Origin of the sequence: Saccharopolyspora hirsuta (assembly GCF_008630535.1) — a bacterium.
Lineage (GTDB): Bacteria > Actinomycetota > Actinomycetes > Mycobacteriales > Pseudonocardiaceae > Saccharopolyspora > Saccharopolyspora hirsuta.
In genome coordinates, this window is the sequence record NZ_VWPH01000008.1 from 45406 (window position 1) to 65218 (window position 19813).

Below are 19813 nucleotides of genomic sequence, written 5' to 3' on the forward strand. Positions count from 1 at the left end.
CGCGCGGTGCCCACCGGCCGAAAAGCGGGATGCCCGAGGGCAGTCCCGGCAATAGAGTCGGGGCATGGCGGATCGGGGAACAGTCGCGACAGGCAGCCATTCCGACGACGTAGCCGCTCTGGTCGCGCAGTACGCGCGACTGCCCGCCGGGGCGCCGGTGCGCCTGGCGAAACCCACCTCCAACCTGTTCCGGTTCCGCGCCCCGTCGGCCGGTCCGGGCCTGGACGTCGGCCGCTTCGACCGGGTGCTGGAGGTGGACACCGCCAACCGCACCGCGCAGGTGCAGGGCATGGCGACCTACGAGCAGATCGTCGACGCGCTGCTGCCGTCCGGGCACATCCCGCTGGTGGTCCCGCAGCTGAAGACGATCACGCTCGGCGGCGCGGTGGCCGGGCTCGGCATCGAGTCCACCTCGTTCCGCAGCGGGCTGCCGCACGAGTCGGTGCGGGAGCTGGAGATCCTCACCGGCTCCGGTGAGGTGGTGCGCGCCCGCCCGGACAACGAGCACGCCGAGCTGTTCCGCGGGTTCCCCAACTCCTACGGCACGTTGGGCTACTCGCTGCGGCTGGAGATCGAGCTGGAGCGGGTCCACCCGTACGTCCGGCTGGAGCACGTGCGGTTCGGGACGGCTCGGGAGTGCGCCGACGCGATCGCGCAGATCTGCCGCGACCGCAGCTACGACGGCCGCCCGGTGGACTTCCTCGACGGGACCGTCTTCAGCGCCCGCGACCAGTACCTGACCATCGGGTCCTATGTGGACGAGGCACCGTTCACCAGCGACTACACCGGCCAGCAGATCTACTACCGCTCGATCCCGCAGCGGCGCACCGACTACCTGACCACCCACGACTACCTGTGGCGGTGGGACACCGACTGGTTCTGGTGCTCGCGCGCGTTCGGCGCGCAGCACCCGGTGGTGCGGCGGTTCTGGCCGCAGCGCTACCGCCGCTCCGACGTCTACCGCCGCATCGTGGCCTGGGACCGGCGGCACGCGGTGACCGACCGGCTCGCCGTGCTGCGCGGCCGGGGCGTCAACGAGCCGGTGATCCAGGACGTGGAGATCCCGGTGGACCGGCTGCCGGAGTTCCTGGAGTTCTTCCACCGCGACATCGGCATCTCCCCGGTCTGGCTGTGCCCGGTGCAGCTGCGCGACGCGAAGGGCTGGCCGCTGTACCCGATGGACCCGGACGAGCTGTACGTCAACGTCGGGTTCTGGTCCACCGTGCCGCTGCGCCGGGGGGAGGCGCCGGGGCGGCACAACCGGGCGATCGAGCGCGTGGTGACCGAGCTGGACGGCCACAAGTCGCTGTACTCCAACTCCTACTTCACCGAAGAGGAGTTCTGGCGGCTCTACAACCAACCCGCCTACCAGCGGCTCAAGGAGCGCTACGACCCGCAGCGCCGACTACCCGGGCTGTACGAGAAGTGCGTCCGGGAGAAGTGAGGAAGGGGATTCGCCGATGGGCTGGGCAGAGGTGTTCGCGCGCGTCCTCGGGGGCGAGACCCCGGTGGAGATCAGCGCTTTCGACGGCAGCCGGACCGGTCCGCCCGGCGCCGAGGTCCGCGTGGAGGTCCGCTCCCCGCTGGCGCTCTCGCACCTGGCCGCGGCGCCCGGCGAGCTCGGCCTGGCCCGCGCCTACGTCAGCGGTGCGCTCGAGGTGCACGGCGACATGTACACCGCGCTGGCCGCGTTCCCGTCGGTGGCGCTGGAGGACATCCCGCCGGGCCTGCGCCGCGAACTGCTGGTGAAGCTGGCCGGGTACCGCCTGTGGTGGCCGGTGCGACCGCCTGCGGTCGAGCACCGGCCGCGCGGCTGGCGGCACTCCAAGCGCCGCGACAGCAAGTCGATCTCCTACCACTACGACGTGTCCAACCGGTTCTACGAGTGGGTGCTGGGGCCGTCGATGGCCTACACCTGCGCGGTCTACCCGACCGCCACGTCCACTCTGGAGGAAGCGCAGTTCGCCAAGCACGACCTGGTGGCGCGCAAGCTCGGGCTGCAGGAGGGCATGCGGCTGCTCGACGTGGGCTGCGGCTGGGGCGGCATGGTGATGCACGCTGCCGAGCACTACGGGGTCCGCGCGCTGGGCGTGACGCTGTCCCGGCAGCAGGCGCAGTGGGCGCAGAAGGCCATCGCCGAGCGCGGGCTGGCCGACCTGGCCGAGGTCCGCCACCTGGACTACCGCGACGTCGCCGAGACCGGGTTCGACGCGGTCAGCTCGATCGGCCTCACCGAGCACATCGGCCTGGCGCAGCTGCCGTCGTACTTCTCGTTCCTGCGCGACAAGCTGGTGCCCGGCGGCCGGTTGCTCAACCACTGCATCACCCGCCCCGACGGCAGCTACGGCGCGCGGCCGGGCAAGTTCATCGGCCGCTACGTCTTCCCGGACGGCGAGCTGGAGCCGGTGGGCACCCTGGTGTCGGCGATGAACGACAACGGCTTCGAGGTGCGCCACGAGGAGAACCTGCGCGAGCACTACGCCCTGACGCTGGCGGGCTGGTGCGAGAACCTCGAAGCGCACTGGGGCGAAGCGGTCGCGGAGGTCGGGCTCGAGCGGGCGCGCGTCTGGCGGCTGTACATGGCGGCCTGCCGACTGGGCTTCGAGCGCAACGTCGTCCAGCTGCACCAGGTGCTCGGCGTCCGCCTCGACGGCACCGACGCGCACTACCCGCTCCGCCCGACCTGGTGACCGCCACGGATCAGGTCAGGTCCTCCAGGGTCAGCGGCGGGACGAAGTCGCCGACGCGGGTGCGGACCCAGTAGGCGCCGGTCTCCCGCCGCTCGGCGCGGGTGGTGAAGCGGTAGCGGTAGAACTCCGCGCGGACCAGCAGCGGCGGCCGGTCCGGGAACGGGTTGTGCCGCAGCAGGCGCAGGACCTGCTCGTCGTTGCGGAGGAGGGCTTCGACCAGGGCCGGGAGCCAGGCGCGGCCGTAGGACGGGGACAGCGCGAGGAACCACATCAGCCAGTCCAGGCGGAGGTGGTAGGGCGCGACCTGCGGCGGGCGGCGGTGCGGGTCGCCGGGCTTGCCCTTGAACCCGTACTCCCGCCACTCGGCGTCGAAGTCGGCGGCGCCCTCCACCACGACCTCGTAGCGCGTGCGGGTGATGCTGCCGAACGCGCCGTAGGTGTTGCCCAGGTGCAGCTTGTTGAAGCTGCGGTTCATCACCTGGCGCTTGCCGAGCATGTTGCGCACCGGCCAGTAGCTCAGCACCGCGAACACCGCCGTCAGCAGCACCACCAGCACGGCGAACCACGGTGGCAGCCCGGCCACCGGCAGGCCGACCGGGATCGCCATCGCGGAGAAGGCCAGCGTGGTGGTCAGCAGGTTCAGCCAGGCGAAGTTCCCGCTGAGCATCAACCAGCCCTGCGTCACCGCCACGACCAGCCCGGCCCCGGTGGCGACCGGCTGCGGCGCGAACAGCAGGAACGGCACGACCAGCTGGGTGACGTGGTTGGCCAGCACCTCGACCTTGTGCAGCGGGCGCGGCAGCCGGTGGAACCAGCGGCTCAGCGGACCGGGCATCGGCTGGGTCTCGTGGTGGTAGTACAGCGCGGTGAGGTCGCGCCAGCAGGCGTCGCCGCGCATCTTGATCAGCCCGGCGCCGAACTCCACCCGGAACAGCAGCCAGGTCAGCAACCACAGCACCAGCGTCGGCGGCGCGATCTCGGCGGGTCCGAGGAAGATCGTCAGGAATCCGGCTTCGAGCAGCAGCGACTCCCAGCCGAACGCGTACCAGACCTGCCCGACGTTGACGATCGAGAGGTACAGCAGCCACAGCAGCGTCCACAGCGCGAGCCACGCCCACAGCGGCGCCAGGTCGGCGACCAGCGCGAGCGCGCTGCCGACCACGCCGACCCAGCACACGCCCGCGAAGAACCGGTCGGAGTAGTGCAGGTGGAACAGGCTGGGGGAGTCCCGGAACGGGACGCGCGCCAGGAAGCGGGGGATCGGGGTCAGCCCGCGCTCGCCGAGCAGCCCGCGGAACTGCCGCAGCGCGCTGACGAACCCGAGCAGGTAGGTGATGGCGAGCAGGTGCGTGACCGCGAACCGCGCGGCCCAGTAGTCGGGGGCTGCCGCCCAATCCCACATCGCACCCACCGTCCCAGCTGTTCGCGGTCGCCTCGCTCAGCCGCGTGATGCCGCTTCTACAATCGCCTACCGACGATGCGGTGTGGAGGGCTGGCGTGCTGGACGACGTGGTGGCGGTGCTGGCCTGCCCGCATTGCGGTGCCGACCTGGACCGGACCGGCAACAGCCTGCGCTGCGCGGCGAACCACGTGTTCGACATCGCCCGCCAGGGCTACGTGAGCCTGCTCCCCGGCGGTACGAAGGTCGTCGGTGACACCGCCGCGATGGTGGCGGCCCGCGCGGACTTCCTGGCCGCGGGCCACTACGCGCCGATCGCCGACGCGGTGGCGGGGGAGCTGGCCGATGTCGAGGGCTGCGTGGTCGACATCGGGGCCGGGACCGGCTACTACCTCGCTCGTGCACTTGAGGGGTCTAACCGCGTTGGGCTCGCGCTGGACGTCTCGAAGTACGCCTCGCGCCGCGCGGCCAAGGCGCACCCGCGCATGGGTGCTGCCGTCGCCGATGCCTGGCAGACGCTGCCGGTTCGCACGGGCGCGGCTTCGGCGGTGCTGAACGTCTTCGCGCCCCGCAACGCCGCTGAGATGCACCGCGTCCTGCGCCCGGACGGGCGGCTCGTGGTGGTCGTGCCCAACGGCGATCACCTGGCGGACCTGGTGTCGGCCTTGGGCCTGCTCAAGGTCGACGAGCGCAAGCAGGAGCGCCTGACCGAGCAGTTGGCCGACCACTTCGACCTGATCGCGCAGCGGACCTGCGAGTTTCGGCTCTCGCTGGGGGAGCCGGAAGCCGCAGCGGTGGTGGCGATGGGCCCCAGCGCCTGGCACGCCGACCCCGAATCCCTCCGCGCCCAGATCGCTGCGCTGCCGAAACCCCTCGCGCCGACGGCCTCGGTCACGGTCGGCAGCTACCGTCCCCGGCACCTATCGCCAGGTCAGAACCCGTGAGTGTTTTGGGGCGTCATAGCACCCCGAAACACTCACGGCACTTGACCAGCACAGATGCGGCGGATCACTCCCGGGCGAGTTCGGCTTCGTAGGCGGCTTGCAGGCGGGCGAAGACCGACTCCGCGCCTTCCGGGCGCGGGATGCCCAGGTGCTGTTCGCGCAGCTCGTCCATGAACTCCGCCCACAGCTCGGGGCCGCCGCGCTCAAGCAGTTCCGCGCGGACCGAAAGCTCGCGCGTGACCGGCAGGTGGCGGCGTCCCCAGGCGCCGAGGTGGGCCAGCACCGGGACCAGCTGGATGGCCGGTTCGGTGAGGCTGTAGATCACCTTCTGCTTGTGGCTGGGGTCGGCTGCCTTGGACACCAGGCCGTGCTGGGTGAGGCGCTGCAACCGGGCGGCGAGGATGTTCGAGGCGATGCCCTCCTCGGAGCTGTGCAGCAGCTCGCGGAAGTGCCTGCGGTTGCCGAACATCATGTCCCGGATGACGACCAGCGACCACTTGTCGCCGAGCACCTCCACGGCGAGGTTGATCGGGCATCCGGAACGGTGCTCCTCCTTCACGTCTCCTCCCGCTGTTCGCCGGAACTGCTTGCATTCTGCATTCGGTTGTGTGTAGGTTACCACTGATTGCAAGTTGCAATCGGAACAGGAGGAGTCATGAGCGCCAAGGTCGTGTGCGACATCGCCGTCTCGGCCGACGGGTACGCCGCCGGTCCCGGTCAGTCCCTCGACAAGCCCTTCGGCGAGGGCCCGGTCGACCGCCTGACCACCTGGATGTTCGAGACCCCGGACGAGAACCAGGCGGAGCTCGACGCGGTCACGGCGGCCGGTGCGTACGTGATGGGCCGCAACATGTTCGGCCCGGGCCGCGGCGAGTGGGACCTGGACTGGACGGGCTGGTGGGGCGACGAGCCGCCGTACCACGCGCCGGTCTTCGTGCTGACCCACCACCCGCGCGAACCCCTGACCATGCAGGGCGGCACCACCTTCACCTTCGTCACCGAAGGCATCCACGCGGCGCTGAAGCAGGCGAAGGACGCGGCGGGGGGCCGCGACGTGGCGATCGCCGGCGGCGCGGCCACGGTCAACCAGTACCTCCGCGAAGGCCTGATCGACGAGCTCCGCACCCACGTCGCCCCGGTGGTCCTCGGCGCGGGAGAACGCCTCTTCGACGGCGTCCCGTCCCAGAACCTGGAGATCGTCTCCGCCCGCCCGGCCTCCCTGGTCACGCACATCACCTACCGCGTCCAGCGCTGAGGGTGCGCCCGTTCGCGCTGAGTTCGATCGTTCTGCGCCGCTGCGGTCCTCGACGTCGATACGGTGACGGCTCCAACACGACCGATCACCGTCCGAGGTTGAGGTGGCATCAGAGCAGACCCGCAACGAGAACACCGGATCTGTCCGAGGCTCCCTGGTCCAGGCCAGGACGATCGTCGGCGACCTGCACTTCCACCATCACCCGCGGAACCGCGGTCCCCGGTGGGGTGCCGCCAGCGCGCTCGGGCTGGCGCTGTTGTTCGGTGCGGCGGTCCTGGTCCGGCACGGCTGGTGGCCGGTCGCGGTCCTGCTGCTGGCGGCCGGAGGTCTGCTGGAGTGGTGGCTGATCTCCCGGGCGATTCGGCTGGGCGGTCCAGACACCTCGCCGGATGCGGCGACCTCCGAGCTGCGGCGGCAGGTCCGCGATCAGTGGGCGGCAGAACGCGACAACCGGGGGCTGCAGGAACCCCGACCGCTGCGGCTGCGATGGCGTCCCACGCAACGTCCGGTCCAGGTGAAGCTGACCGCTGCGGAGAAGGGGCGGGCCGAGCTGCGCCGGGGCGAGCTGCTGGAGGGCACCGACGAGTCCAGGCCTGCCGCAGCCGCCCTGCTGACTGCGTTCCGGCAGAGCCCCCGACGCCAGCTCGTGGTGCTGGGGGAGCGCGGCGCGGGCAAGAGCACCTTGGCGCTGCTGTTCACCTTGGCCGCGCTCGACGACGAGGAACAGCCGGTCCCGGTGCTGCTGTCGGTCGCGGGGTGGGATCCGGGCGAACGCATCGAGGACTGGATCGCCCGCAAGGTCAGCGAGGAATACCCGGCCGTGTCGAGGCCCCGAGCCGCGCGACTGCTCGCGGACAAGCAGTTGCTCCCGGTGCTCGACGGGCTGGACGAGATCCCCTCCGAGCTGCGGGGGAGGGCGCTGGCAGCGCTCAACCGATCCGCGCCGCGGATGGTGATCACCTGCCGCAGCGCGGAGTTCCAAGCTGCGGTGACGACGGACGGTGTGCTGGCGCACGCGGCGGTGGTCGAGATCGAGCCCATCCGGCCCGAGGATGCGCGGGACTTCTTCGAGCAGCGCGACGTCGAGGGAGCGCGACGGTGGGACCGCGTCATCGACGCCGTGGTCGAGCGGCCGGACGGACCGCTGGCCGAGCTGCTGTCGAGCCCGCTGATGATCAGCTTGGCGCGGCGGGTCTACCGCCGTCCCAGCAGCCGACCGGAAGAGCTCGTCGAGTTCGACACGGCCGCGGCTGCCCGGCGGCACCTGCTCGCGGAATTCCTGCCCGCGATCTACCCCGACGACCGCTACCGGGCGAAAGCAGAGCGCTGGTTGGCCTTCCTGGCACACCACCTGGTGCGACTCGGCGACCCGAACTACGAGTGGTGGCACCTGGTCAGGTCCGTGCCTAGATGGGTCGTCCCGACGATCGTCGCGCTCCCCGTTGCGCTGCCCGCTACGCTGTCAGTCTCGCTGATGCTGGGCGAGCTGACCCCGGTGCACGTGGTGAGCTCGCTGTCGTTGGGGGTGATGGTCGGGGCGCACGCAGGGCGCATCGCCCCCCGCGCGGGAGCACCGCTGCGACATTCGGTGTTGACCCTGCTGGGCGGGGTGGTGCTGGACCTCGCCACCATGATCGCAGCATTCTGCACCGCGGGCCTTGCCTTCTTCCTGGTCGCCGACCTGGCCGGATCGAACGCCGGGAAGAACGCGATCCTCCGCCTCTCGGAGTACAACTCGACGGACGATGGAATTCTCTCGCTGTACGCCGGGGTCGTGCTCGTCGTCGGCATCGTCTCGTACGTGCTGAGCGCGGACCGCGCCGGGATTCCACGACGTTCCCTGCCCCGGCTCGCGACGCTGCTGCCGAGCTTCGCGACCGGTATGGCGACGGGGCTGGTCCTCGTTCTGCCGGTGGCAGTGCCCGCTCTCCTCGACGGCGAGGTGGATGGGTTTCAAGAAGTGCTGACCGCGGTGGTCGTTCTGCCGGCGGTTTTCGGCGTTCCGGTCGGTGTGGCGCGCTGGCTGGCTGCACCTGATCACCACGAGGTGGCCAGTTCGCCGGGCGCGGTGCTCCGCAGGGATCGCACAGCGTTGCTGGTCACCGCGGTCGCTGGCGGCGCGACAATGGCGGGGCTCGTGGCAGTCCTGCCGTGGGCCATAGGCACGCCGCCGGATTCCGGGTCGGAGCTCGGGGGTGTCGTTCTGGCGGCGGGATACATCAGTGCGGTCGTCGTCCTGTTCTGCTCTGGTGGCGTTTGGATCCCTTACACCGTCGCCCGGTTCTGGCTGGCCGTGCGAGGACGACTGCCCTGGCGGTTGACTGCGTTCCTGCGCGACGCACACGCGGCCGGGGTGCTGCGGCAGAACGGCGCCGCCTACCAGCTTCGCCACGACGTGCTCCGCGAATATCTCGCCGAACGGCATCCGGGGCACAGCGGCGCTTATCCCCCGCCCGGAACCGCAGTGCGCAGAAAGACCGCGTTCCGCTGCTGGTGGCCGGGGTTCGCGGCGGTGGGGGCTGCGGCCTCGCTCGCAGCGTTTTCCGGGGTGCTCGTCCTCCTGCTTCCGGCTGGCACACCCCGGGGCACCTGGAACCTGGGGCGCGATGGGGTCTATTCCCTCTATTTCTCGCACTTTGCGATGCTCGGCGGGAGCGCTGATGTCGCGCTGGCGCTCGACTGGCCGAGAGAAACGACGAGAGGTGTTGACCTGCGCACCGGCCGCCTCTTCGAGCTGCCCTACGGCTATCGCGAGTATTCGAGCGCCACCAGTGCGGATGGTTCCCTGCTCGCGACGCTGCGGCCGGGGGAGACCGAAGTTCTGGAAGTTCGGGAGACTTCCAGCGGGAGCATCGTGAGCGCCATTCCGGTAGGCGTTCGCGGTGGGGAGTACGACTACTCGGTGCAATTCGTCGAGGACGGCACGGTGGTTGCCGTGCTGAACTCCGCGGACCAGATCGTGAGGTTCTGGGATGTGCGCACCGCGCGGCCCGTTCGAGAAGTGGACGCCTCGGCGCTCATCCCGAACCAGGCCGGGGATGTCTACTCGATGTGGGCGAGTCCGCCGGGCCCCGATTCCGTTCTCGGGCTGGATACCTCTGGCGGTGGGTGGCGGTGGAATTACGAAACCGGTGAGGTGACGCAGGCGTACACCGACCCGTGCAGCGAGTCGTGGTGCGAGGTACTGGCTGCCGCAGAAGGAGGTCCTGTGGTGGTCGACCGGAACGAGAACGTCATTCGCATGAGCAATGGCAAGGAGCTCCACGTCCTGGACGTGGTCGGCCTGGCGAACTCGCCCAGCGAGTGGACGGTCAGCGAGGACGGCCGCACGCTGTTCACCTTCTACCAGGACGGCGAGATTCGAGCCTGGCCCCTCCCCGGGCCGTGAGTCGCCGGGCAACGCCCAGCGACTCACGGGCAGGGCCGCTACTTCGGGCTGTGCCTGGTTTGCGGGATGCCCCAGGGGTTTTCGTCCTGGAGGGGTTCCGGGAGGAGGTTCTGGGGGACGTTCTGGTAGGTCACCGGGCGGAGGAAGCGGTCGATGGCCGCCGTGCCCACCGAGGTGAAGCGGGCGTCGGTCGTCGCCGGGTAGGGGCCGCCGTGCTGCATCGCGGGGGAGACCGCGACACCTGTCGGCCAGCCGTTGAACAGGAGGCGGCCCGCTCGGTCTCGCAGGCGGTTCACCAGGCTCGCGGCGAACTCCGCGTCGTCGTCCTCGGCGTGCAGGGTCGCCGTCAGGTTGCCCTCGAACGCTTCGGCCGCTCGGCGCGCTTCGTCCTCGGAGGCGTAGGTGACCACGATGGACAGCGGGCCGAAGACCTCCTCCAGCAGGGCTTCCCGGTTGGCCAGCAGGGTGTCGACGTCGGTGGTCAGCAGCGTCGGCACCGCTCCGTCGTCGACGCTGCCCTCCGCGAGCACCCGCACGCCCGGGACCTCGGTCACCGCCGCGCGGCGGGTGCAGTAGCCCTCGTGCAGGCGGTCGTTGAGCAGCTTGTGCGCCGCGACCGCCTTCGACTCCTCGGCCAGCACCTCGTCCAGGCCGTGGTCGGCGGGCAGGAAGAGCAGGCCCGGCTTGGTGCACAGCTGGCCCGCGTTGCCGGAGTACGACGTCACGTAGCCCTTGGCGATCTCCTCGCCGCGGGCCCGGACCGCGTTGGGGGTGGCGAAGACCGGGTTGAGGCTGCCCAGCTCGCCGAAGAACGGGATCGGGGTCGGGCGGGAGTTGGCGATGTCGAACAGCGCCCGACCGGCCGGGACCGATCCGGTGAAGGCCGCCGCCTTGATCCGGGGATCCCGCAGCGCCACCGTTCCGGTCTCGAAGCCCAGCACCACGTGGAAAACCCCTTCCGGCGCACCGGATCCGGCCAGGGCGTCGGTGATGATCTCGCCGGTCCGCACGGACAGGCGGGGATGCCCCGGGTGCGCCTTGAGCACCACCGGGCAGCCCGCCGCGAGCGCCGAAGCGGTGTCGCCACCGGCGACGGAGAACGCGAACGGGAAGTTGCTCGCCGCGAACACCAGCACCGGGCCCACCGGCACCAGCACGCGGCGCAGGTCGGGCTTGGCGCCCAGCGGGAATCCGGCGTCCGCGCTGTCCACAGTGGCCTGCAGGTAGCCGCCGTCGTCGAGGACGTCGGCGAACAGGCGCAGCTGGAAGGTGGTGCGCTTGAGCTCGCCGGTCAACCGCCCCTCGCCGAGGTGGGACTCGGCCATGGCCAGCGGCACGAGTTCCCCGGCCGCGGCGTCGAGCGCGTCGGCGACCGCGCGGATCTGCCGGGCGCGGGTGGCGGGGGCCTGGGCGCCGAACGCCTCGGCGGCGTCGGCGGCCCGCTGCAGGGCGGTGTCGAGTTCGGCTGGCGTGGTGTCCGGGATCTCGGTCAACGTGCCCGTCCTTTGCGCGATGCGAGTGGCGTCCCCCGACACCGTAGTACGTCCGACGCCCGACTGGCCGGACAATGTTCGGCATGACGGCGAGGGGCGGCCAGCCGAGAAGCGCGAAGGGCGCCTCCGACCGATCGGAGGCGCCCTTCAGCGGGAGGTGATCACTCCGCGCGGGAGATGCGGACCATCTCGTCGCGGGGGACGACCTTGATGCGCTCGCGGCCCCGGGCTTCGCCGAGCGCCTTCTCGTGGGCGTCCAGGCGGCCCCAGCCCTCCCACGTCGTGTACTCCACGCCGCGGTCCTCGAGCAGCCGCAGGATGCTGTCCGCCGAGGGCTCCTCCGCCTTCGGCAGCGACTCCAGGTCGGCGAGCAGGTTGTTGATCGTCTCCAGCGCGTCGCCCTTGGTGTGGCCGATCAGGCCCACCGGGCCGCGCTTGATCCAGCCCGTGGTGTAGACGCCGGGGATGTGCTCGCCGTCCAGGTCCAGCACCCGGCCGCCCTCGTTGGGCACGGTGCCCGAGGCGTGGTCGAACGGGATGTCGGCCAGCGGCGAGCTCAGGTAGCCCACCGCGCGGTAGACCTGCTGCACCGGGTAGGTCTCGTACTCGCCGGTGCCGCGCACGTTGCCGTCGCCGGTGAGCTCCATGACCTCGACCTTGAAGCCCTCGACCCGGTCGGTGCCCTGCACCTCGACCGGCGCGCGCAGGAAGTGCAGGTGCAGCCGCCGCGGCGTGTCGTGCTTCGGGTCGCGCAGCGCCCAGTCCTGCAGCGTCTTGACGATCGTCTTCACCTGGTTGTTGGTGCGGATCGACTCCTCGCTGGCCTCGTCGAGCTCGAAGCCCTCGGGGTGCACGATGATCTCCACGCCGTCCTGGTGGTCGAGCTCGCGCAGCTCCAGCGGGGTGAACTTGGCCTGCGCCGGACCGCGCCGGGCGAACAGGTGCACGTCGGTGACCCGGGAGTCCTTCAGGCCGCGGTGCACGTTGTCCGGGATCTCGGTGCTCAGCAGGTCGTCGGCCTGCTTGGCCAGCACGCGGGCGACGTCCAGCGCCACGTTGCCGGCGCCGATCACCGCGACCTGCTCGCCGTCCAGCGTCCAGTCCCGCGGCGCCTCCGGGTAGCCGTCGTACCAGTAGACGAAGTCGGCCGCGCCGAAGCTGTGCGGCAGGTCGATGCCCGGGATGTCCAGCGGGCGGTCCTTGTCCGCGCCGGTGGCGAAGATGACCGCGTCGTAGTGGTGCCGCAGGTCGTCCAGCTTGACGTCCACGCCGTAGTCGACGTGCCCGAGGAAGCGGATCTCAGGCTTCTCCAGCACCCGGTGCAGCGCGCTGACGATGCCCTTGATGCGCGGGTGGTCGGGGGCCACGCCGTAGCGGATCAGACCGTAGGGCGCGGGCATCCGGTCCAGCAGGTCGATCTCGACCGGGGTCTCGGACTTGGTCAGGATGTCGGCCGCGTACACACCGGCCGGTCCGGCGCCGACGATCGCTACCCGCAGTGGGCGAGTCATTCCATCTCCTCCTACCCCGCACCGCGCCGAACGGTCCTCGGCCGACCCGGAGTGCTCGCTGACTGGCCCATCACGACTGGGCCTGGTGGACGTCCACCAAGACGCCCTCCAGCTTAGGTTTCCCTTACCCCGGATCCCGCGATGCGGACGGTGACAATGCTCATACCGGGAGGTCGAGGTCGGTCCGGTGGAAGCGCAGAGTGCGTGACTCGGTGCGGCGGGTGACAGTAGGATCGCCGCTTGATCAACGTTCCGGTCGCGGTGGACGCCTCGCTCGACGACGCAGAGATGATCTCGGTGGCCGGGCGGACCAACGGCTGGAGGTCACGCGAGATGCAGCAGCGGCCGGACTGGATTCCCGACGGCGTCGACCTGGAGAAGCCCAGCGCAGCCAGGTGCTACGACTTCTACTTGGGTGGCGCGCACAACTTCGAGGTCGATCGCGAGCTCGGGCGCAAGGTCATGGAAGTGGTGCCCAACGTCAAGGAGATCGCGGTGAACAACCGCGCCTTCCTGCGCCGCGCGGTGCGCTACTGCCTGGACCAGGGCATCCGGCAGTTCCTGGACATCGGGTCCGGGATCCCCACCGTGGGCAACGTGCACGAGATCGCCCAGGCCGTGGACCCGGAGGCCCGCGTGGTCTACGTGGACAACGAGCCGGTCGCGGTGGCGCACAGCCGCTCCATCCTGGAGGGCACCGACCGGGCCACCATCGTGCAAGCCGACCTGCTGGACGTGGAGAGCGTCCTGGACGCGCCGGAAACGCGCCGGATGCTCGACTTCTCCCGGCCCATCGCCGTCATGATGGTCGCGCTGGTGCACTTCGTGCCGGAGAGCAGCAAGCCCCGCGAGGTGATCCGCCGCTACTACGAGCGCCTCCCGGTCGGCAGCTACCTCGGTTTCTCGCACGTCACCGGCGACCACTACATGGAGGGCGTGCAGGGGCTGGTCAAGCTCTACGAGAACAGCATCAACCCGGTCACGCTGCGCACCCGCGACGAGGTGGCCGAGCTGATCAGCGACTTCCAGCTCGTCGAGCCGGGCGTGGTCTACGTCCCGGACTGGCGACCGGACACCCAGGAGGACGTTTGGGACAATCCGGAGCGGTCCATCGTCTACGGCGCCGTCGGGCGCAAGGTGTGAGGTCTGTGCCGGACCGGGCTGCAGCGCCGGAACACGACGAGCTGGTCAAGGAGTGGGCCCGCCGGGTCATCTACACCAGCTACGTCGCGATGGGGCGCCCCGAGCTCGAGGCGTTCCTGGCGGAGTGCCTGGACGACCTGCTCGCCGCGCTCGACGGCGAGCCCGTCGCGCGCGCCGCCGGGGTCGGGCAGCGCCTGGTCGACGTGCACTTCACCAACTCCGCTGCGCTGTCCGGCACGCTGCAGCACCTGGCGGCCGCGCTGCCGAAGATCCACCCGGCCGACCCGGTGCGGCTGACCGAGGTGCTCAGCGAGCTGGCCGCCGGGTACGCCGGGGCGCTGCGCGAGCAGACCCTGGCCCAGCAGTCGTTGATCCAGCGCGCGGCGTCGGCGGCCCGCGACGCGGCCGAGGAGGCGCTGCGCGCCAGCGAGGCCCGCTCCCGCGCCGTGGTCATCTCCTCCGCGCTGGGCATCGCCGTGGTCCGGCTGGACGGCAGCATCGAGGAGGCCAACGCCGCGATGCGGCGGATCTTCCGGCGCACCGACGAGGAGCTGGTCGGCCGCAGCATCTTCGAACTGGCCGATCCCGAGTGGGTGGCGGAGCTGCAGGCCGCCAACGACGGCCTGCTCGGGGCCAGCGACGACCGCTACCAGCTGGAGACCCGGTTCACCGCGCCGGACGGTTCGCACGTGTGGACCCAGCTGTCCACCTCGCTGGTCCGCGACGCCCGCGGCGAACCCGACTACCAGGTGGTGCTCTACGAGGACATCACCGACCGGCACATGCTCCAGGAGCAGTTCCGGCGGCAGGCCGTGCACGACCCGCTCACCGGCCTGGCGAACCGGACCCAGCTGCAGTCCAGCCTGGACAAGGCGCTGGAGGAGACCCGGCCCGGTCGGCGGGTCGGGCTGTGCTACTTCGACCTCGACGGGTTCAAGGCGGTCAACGACAGCCTCGGCCACCCGATCGGCGACCAGCTGCTGCGCACCGTCGCCCAGCGGCTGCAGGGAGCGGCCCAGGGCGCGCTGGCCGCGCGGATGGGCGGTGACGAGTTCGTCGTCCTGGTGCCCGACACGACCGGCGCCAACGACCTGGTCGCCCTGGTCGAGACGCTGCTGGCGGAGATCACCCGGCCCGCGCGCATCGGCTCGCACGAGCTCAGCGCCTCGGCCAGCGTCGGGATCGTGGAGCGCCCGGTCGCCGGGACCGACGCCGAGTCGCTGCTGCGCGACGCCGACATCACCCTCTACCGGGCCAAGCAGGACGGCCGGGCCCAGTGGGTGCTGTTCGACCCGGAGCGCAACGCGGCGGCCCGCGACCGCTTCCGGCTCTCCGCCGAGCTGCCCGCCGCGATCGAGCAGTACGAGCTGTTCGTCGAGTACAGCCCGATCGTCGACCTGCAGACCGGCCGGTACATCGGGGCCGCCTCCAACATCCGCTGGGACCACCCGGACTTCGGCGAGCTCGGCGAGGAGGACTTCTTCGCGCTGGCCGAGGAGACCGGGCTGATCACCCGGCTCGGCAGCTGGGCGCTGGAGCAGGTGTGCGAGCACGCGGCGCGCTGGGCGCAGCAGCTCGGTGAGCAGGCCCCGATCGCCGCCGTGCGGATGTCGCCGCGGCACTGGCGCGACCCCGAGCTGGTCGCCGACGTGCAGCGCATCCTCCGCGACACCGGGATGCCGCCCGGCCTGCTGGCGCTCGGGCTGCCCGAGTCCGCCCTGTTCGACCCGCAGGGCGACGCCGAGGACGTGCTGGAGATCTTCGCCGACATGGGCCTGCGGCTGTGCGTCTACGAGTTCGGCGAGGACTACGCCCGGATGCCCCGGCTGAAGGACCTGCCGCTGGGCATGGCGCGCATCGAGGGCCCGCACCTGGACAGCTTCGTCGACCCGAGCGGCCCCGCGCCGCTGGACGAGCACCTCGTGGTGGCCGCCTGCGGCGCGGCGAAGCTGCTGGGCCTGCCGGTCAGCGCGGCCGGCGTGCGCGACGAACTGCAGGTCCGCCGCCTGCGCGAGCTGGGCGTGTCGCTGGCGCTGGGGCCGTTCACCGGCGGTCTGGTGTCGGCCACCGAGCTGGCCGAGCTCGTCCTGGAGCAGTCCGGCTGAGGTGCGGGTGGCGGCCGAAAACAGTCCGCGACCAGCCGATAGCATCGGGATGCGAAGCGTGTCCGCGCCGGTCGGCGACCGGCCCAGTCGAGGAGTGATCGTGTCCGTACAGCCTTCCCAAGCCCAACAAGCTCTCCGGGTGAAGGTTCCGGCGGGCACTACTGCGGGCGCGGCGGTGGCCGAGGCCGGGCTGCCGTCCAAGGGCCCGGACGCGGTCGTGGTGGTCCGCGACGCCGAGGGCAACCTGCGCGACCTGGCCTGGGCGCCGGAGACCGACGTCGAGGTGGAGGCGGTCGCCGCCGACACCGAGGAGGGGCGCAGCGTCATCCGCCACTCCGCCGCGCACGTGCTCGCGCAGGCGGTGCAGAACCTGTTCCCGGACGCGAAGCTGGGCATCGGCCCGCCGGTCAAGGACGGCTTCTACTACGACTTCGACGTGGACCGCCCGTTCACCCCGGAGGACCTGCAGGCGCTGGAGAAGCGCATGAAGCAGATCATCAAGTCCGGGCAGAAGTTCTCCCGCCGCCGCCTGGAGTCGGTCGAGGCGGCCAAGGAGGAGCTGGCCGCCGAGCCGTACAAGCTGGAGCTGGTCGACCTCAAGTCCGATGTGGACACCAGCGAGGTGATGGAGGTCGGCGGCGGCGAGCTCACCGTCTACGACAACATCGACCGGCACGGCGAGGTCGTCTGGGGCGACCTGTGCCGCGGCCCGCACGTGCCGCACACCCGCTTCATCCCGGCGTTCAAGCTGATGCGGGTGGCCGCGGCCTACTGGCGCGGCAACCAGAACAACCAGCAGCTGCAGCGCATCTACGGCACCGCCTGGGAGTCCAAGGAGAAGCTCGACGAGCACCTGGAGCTGCTGGCCGAGGCCGAGCGCCGCGACCACCGCAGGCTCGGCGCCGAGCTGGACCTGTTCTCCTTCCCGGAGGAGATCGGCTCCGGGCTGCCGGTGTTCCACCCCAAGGGCGGCATCATCCGCCGCGAGCTGGAGGACTACTCCCGCAAGCGGCACGAGCAGGCCGGGTACGAGTTCGTCAACACCCCGCACATCACCAAGGACACGCTGTTCAAGACCTCCGGCCACCTGGACTGGTACCAGGACGGCATGTTCCCGGCGATGCACCTCGACGAGGAGCGCGACGCCGAAGGTGAGCTGCGCAAGCCGGGCGTGGACTACTACCTCAAGCCGATGAACTGCCCGTTCCACAACCTGATCTTCCGCTCCCGCGGGCGCTCCTACCGGGAGCTGCCGCTGCGGCTGTTCGAGTTCGGGTCGGTGTACCGGTACGAGAAGTCCGGCGTGGTGCACGGGCTGACCCGGGTGCGCGGCATGACGCAGGACGACGCGCACATCTACTGCACGCCCGACCAGCTGCAGGACGAGCTGAAGTCGCTGCTGGGCTTCGTGCTGGACCTGCTGCGCGACTACGGCCTGGACGACTTCTACCTGGAGCTGTCCACCCGCAACGACGAGAAGTACGTCGGCGACGACGAGAGCTGGGAGGTCGCCACCGAGGCGCTGCGCAGCGCGGCCGAGGACTCCGGCCTCGAGCTGGTGCCGGACCCGGGCGGCGCGGCGTTCTACGGCCCGAAGATCTCCGTGCAGGCCAAGGACGCGCTGGGCCGCAGCTGGCAGATGTCGACCATCCAGGTCGACTACCACCTGCCGGAGCGGTTCAACCTGGAGTACACCGCGCCGGACGGCAGCAAGCAGCGGCCGATCAAGATCCACCGGGCGCTGTTCGGCTCCATCGAGCGGTTCTTCGGCGTGCTCACCGAGCACTACGCGGGTGCCTTCCCGGCCTGGCTCGCGCCGGTGCAGGCGGTCGGCATCCCGATCGCCGACGAGCACGTCGAGCACCTGCAGCGGGTGGCGAAGGCGTTGCGGGACAAGGGGATCCGCGTCGACATCGACACCAGCGACGACCGGATGCAGAAGAAGATCCGCACCCACACCACGCAGAAGGTGCCGTTCCTGCTGCTGGCCGGCGGCAAGGACGTGGAGGCCGACGCGGTGTCGTTCCGGTTCCGCGACGGCACCCAGATCAACGGCGTCCCGGTGGACACCGCGGTCAACGCGCTGGTCGACTGGGTGCAGCGCCGCGAGAACGCCTCGCCGACCGCGGAGAACTTCCAGGCGGGGACGGCGTGAGCGTCGGACCGGAGGGAGTGGAGCTGACCGAGCAGCACGGGGTCGGGGTCCAGGACGCCCTGCAGCGGTTGTGGACCCCGCACCGGATGGCCTACATCCAGGGCGAGAACAAGCCGGACGGCGACGACAGCGACGGCTGCCCGTTCTGCCGCCTGCTGGACTCCGGGCGCCCGGACGCCGAGACGCTGATCGTGGCGCGCGACGAGCTGGTCTTCGCGATCCTCAACCTGTACCCGTACAACCCCGGTCACCTGATGGTGCTGCCGTACCGGCACGTGGCGGACTACACGGAGCTGACCCCGGCGGAGACGGTGGCGGTGGCGGAGTACACCCAGCGCGCGATGCGGGTGATCCGGCGGGTGTCCGCGCCGCACGGGTTCAACATCGGGCTCAACCAGGGCCCGGTGGCGGGGGCGGGCATCGCGGCCCACCTGCACCAGCACGTGGTGCCCCGCTGGGGCGGGGACTCGAACTTCATGCCGGTCATCGGCCACACCAAGGTCCTGCCCCAGCTCCTCGGCGAGACCCACCAGCTCCTCGCCGACGCCTGGACCGAGGTGGACTGACGTCCGCAACACCCCGGCACCGCCCGCGGCGTGCGCCTCGGGGTGACCGCGATTTCAATGGAAATCGGACACCTGATTTCCATTGAAATCGCGGACGTCGTCCGCAACGTCCGGTGTGTCGGGCACCCGACGCGCCGAGACACCGCAGTTTCAACTGAGCCTTTTTCATCCTGGCCGTGGACCGCAGCTGCGAAGGGCGACCGGCACCGATGACCAGGTCGTCGCATGCGCCGCCAGGCGCATAGCCCACCCTCGCAGCTCGCACCGCCGCGGGTTCTCAGCGTTCGCCTGGCGAGGACGGCCCAACTGCCGTGTATTGGCATACATCAAGTTGGGCACCCGGAGTCCAGGCGGGCGCTGAGGTTCCGCCACTTGCACCGCCACGCAGAACGAGGTTGGAAAAACCTCATTGAAACTGCGATCCCTCGTGGACGACATTCACAGTTTCAGTTGAAACTGCGCGAGAACGGCGGGAGGGCCGGGGACCTGCGCGGTCCCCGGCCCTCCCGCCGTCCCGGTGGTCTCAGCTGCGGAGCCGGGCCTCGATGTCGAGGGTGATGGTGATCTTCTCGCCGACCATGGCGCCACCGGCGGGCCCGACGCCGAAGTCGGTGCGGTTGAAGACCACCTTCGCGGACAGGCCCAGCAGGCCGTCCTCGGTGAAGCCGCCCAGCTCGGTCTCCAGCGACACCGGCTTGGTCACGCCGTGCAGGGTGAACTCGCCGTCGACGATGAAGTCCTCGCCGTCCTGGCGGACCCCGGTCGAGCGGAACGTGGCGGTCGGGAACTGCTCGACGTCCAGGAAGTCGGCGTTGCGCACGTGCGCGTCCCGGTCCGCGTTGCCGGTGTCGATCGAGGCGGTGTCGATGGTCGCGGTGACCGAGGACTGCAGCGGGTCGGCGGCGGTGACGATCTCGCCCCGGAAGCTGCCGAAGCGGCCGCGGGACTTGCCCACGCCCATGTGCCGCACGGTGAACTGGATGTCCGAGTGGACGCTGTCGATGTCCCAGGTGCCCACGACGTAGCCGGGGATCTGCTCGGTGGCGGTCATGCTGTCTCCAAAGGTGTGACGTGCGAGTCTGTCTCGAACTCGAACGACAGGTCCGCCGCGGTCCCTGCCGCGCGCCGTCGTCGCTGGGAGTTCGCCCCGCACCAACAACGTTG

At 70.6% G+C, this 19813-nt stretch carries 14 protein-coding genes; 9 read left to right on the top strand and 5 right to left on the bottom strand.

Annotated features, from left to right (window positions below; translation table 11 throughout):
- Positions 1-64 precede the first annotated feature (64 nt).
- A complete protein-coding gene (locus F1721_RS18345; protein ID WP_150067946.1) occupies positions 65-1444 on the top strand; it encodes an FAD-binding oxidoreductase in 1380 nt (459 codons plus the stop codon).
- Between the two features lie 16 nt (positions 1445-1460).
- The gene (locus F1721_RS18350) at positions 1461-2690 is read left to right on the top strand and encodes an SAM-dependent methyltransferase (protein WP_150067947.1); all 1230 of its coding nucleotides are present in this window, start codon (positions 1461-1463) and stop codon (positions 2688-2690) included.
- Positions 2691-2700: 10 nt separating this feature from the next.
- Here the strand turns inward: F1721_RS18350 and F1721_RS18355 are convergent, their stop codons facing one another.
- Positions 2701-4092 carry a lipase maturation factor family protein gene (locus F1721_RS18355; protein ID WP_150067948.1) on the bottom strand — a complete coding sequence of 464 codons (1392 nt, stop codon included), beginning with the start codon at positions 4090-4092 and terminating at the stop codon, positions 2701-2703.
- Positions 4093-4139: 47 nt separating this feature from the next.
- Here F1721_RS18355 and F1721_RS18360 point away from each other — a divergent pair, with 47 nt between their 5' ends.
- A complete protein-coding gene (locus tag F1721_RS18360) occupies positions 4140-5033 on the top strand; it encodes a putative RNA methyltransferase (RefSeq protein WP_387512496.1) in 894 nt (297 codons plus the stop codon).
- A gap of 64 nt (positions 5034-5097) precedes the next feature.
- Here the strand turns inward: F1721_RS18360 and F1721_RS18365 are convergent, their stop codons facing one another.
- A complete protein-coding gene (locus F1721_RS18365) occupies positions 5098-5592 on the bottom strand; it encodes a winged helix-turn-helix transcriptional regulator (protein ID WP_150067950.1) in 495 nt (164 codons plus the stop codon).
- Between the two features lie 96 nt (positions 5593-5688).
- Here F1721_RS18365 and F1721_RS18370 point away from each other — a divergent pair, with 96 nt between their 5' ends.
- Together F1721_RS18370 and F1721_RS18375 are read left to right on the top strand one after the other, a co-directional pair.
- The gene (locus tag F1721_RS18370; protein ID WP_150067951.1) at positions 5689-6288 is read left to right on the top strand and encodes a dihydrofolate reductase family protein; all 600 of its coding nucleotides are present in this window, start codon (positions 5689-5691) and stop codon (positions 6286-6288) included.
- Positions 6289-6391: 103 nt separating this feature from the next.
- Entirely contained in the window at positions 6392-9676 is a 3285-nt protein-coding gene (locus tag F1721_RS18375; protein WP_150067952.1) for an NACHT and WD40 repeat domain-containing protein, read from the top strand.
- Between the two features lie 38 nt (positions 9677-9714).
- Here F1721_RS18375 and F1721_RS18380 read toward each other — a convergent pair whose 3' ends face one another.
- Together F1721_RS18380 and F1721_RS18385 are read right to left on the bottom strand one after the other, a co-directional pair.
- On the bottom strand, positions 9715-11169 hold the full coding sequence (locus F1721_RS18380; RefSeq protein WP_425474409.1) for an aldehyde dehydrogenase (NADP(+)): 1455 nt from the start codon (positions 11167-11169) through the stop codon (positions 9715-9717).
- Positions 11170-11330: 161 nt separating this feature from the next.
- Positions 11331-12680: an FAD-dependent oxidoreductase gene (locus F1721_RS18385; protein WP_150067953.1), complete on the bottom strand. Its 1350-nt coding sequence runs from the start codon at positions 12678-12680 to the stop codon at positions 11331-11333.
- Between the two features lie 240 nt (positions 12681-12920).
- Between F1721_RS18385 and F1721_RS18390 the strand changes: the two genes are divergently transcribed.
- The 4 genes from F1721_RS18390 (at position 12921) to F1721_RS18405 (ending at position 18649) form a co-directional block, all read left to right on the top strand.
- The gene (locus F1721_RS18390) at positions 12921-13823 is read left to right on the top strand and encodes an SAM-dependent methyltransferase (protein WP_342782936.1); all 903 of its coding nucleotides are present in this window, start codon (positions 12921-12923) and stop codon (positions 13821-13823) included.
- Between the two features lie 5 nt (positions 13824-13828).
- Entirely contained in the window at positions 13829-15928 is a 2100-nt protein-coding gene (locus tag F1721_RS18395) for a putative bifunctional diguanylate cyclase/phosphodiesterase (RefSeq protein ID WP_246155114.1), read from the top strand.
- A 139-nt stretch (positions 15929-16067) separates the two neighbouring features.
- Entirely contained in the window at positions 16068-18083 is a 2016-nt protein-coding gene (gene thrS / locus F1721_RS18400; protein WP_150068227.1) for a threonine--tRNA ligase, read from the top strand.
- 86 nt (positions 18084-18169) lie between these two features.
- On the top strand, positions 18170-18649 hold the full coding sequence (locus tag F1721_RS18405) for an HIT family protein (protein WP_246155165.1): 480 nt from the start codon (positions 18170-18172) through the stop codon (positions 18647-18649).
- A 523-nt stretch (positions 18650-19172) separates the two neighbouring features.
- Here the strand turns inward: F1721_RS18405 and F1721_RS18410 are convergent.
- The gene (locus F1721_RS18410; RefSeq protein WP_150067955.1) at positions 19173-19700 is read right to left on the bottom strand and encodes a YceI family protein; all 528 of its coding nucleotides are present in this window, start codon (positions 19698-19700) and stop codon (positions 19173-19175) included.
- Positions 19701-19813: the final 113 nt, after the last annotated feature.

Bases quoted from the DNA above. Each gene is read 5' to 3' on its own strand.
- F1721_RS18355 (WP_150067948.1), bottom strand. From the start codon at position 4,092: ATGTGGGATTGGGCGGCAGCCCCCGACTACTGGGCCGCGCGGTTCGCG.
- F1721_RS18410 (WP_150067955.1), bottom strand. From the start codon at position 19,700: ATGACCGCCACCGAGCAGATCCCCGGCTACGTCGTGGGCACCTGGGAC.
- F1721_RS18350 (WP_150067947.1), top strand. From the start codon at position 1,461: ATGGGCTGGGCAGAGGTGTTCGCGCGCGTCCTCGGGGGCGAGACCCCG.
- F1721_RS18405 (WP_246155165.1), top strand. From the start codon at position 18,170: ATGGCCTACATCCAGGGCGAGAACAAGCCGGACGGCGACGACAGCGAC.
- F1721_RS18385 (WP_150067953.1), bottom strand. From the start codon at position 12,680: ATGACTCGCCCACTGCGGGTAGCGATCGTCGGCGCCGGACCGGCCGGT.
- F1721_RS18360 (WP_387512496.1), top strand. From the start codon at position 4,140: ATGCCGCTTCTACAATCGCCTACCGACGATGCGGTGTGGAGGGCTGGC.
- F1721_RS18345 (WP_150067946.1), top strand. From the start codon at position 65: ATGGCGGATCGGGGAACAGTCGCGACAGGCAGCCATTCCGACGACGTA.
- F1721_RS18370 (WP_150067951.1), top strand. From the start codon at position 5,689: ATGAGCGCCAAGGTCGTGTGCGACATCGCCGTCTCGGCCGACGGGTAC.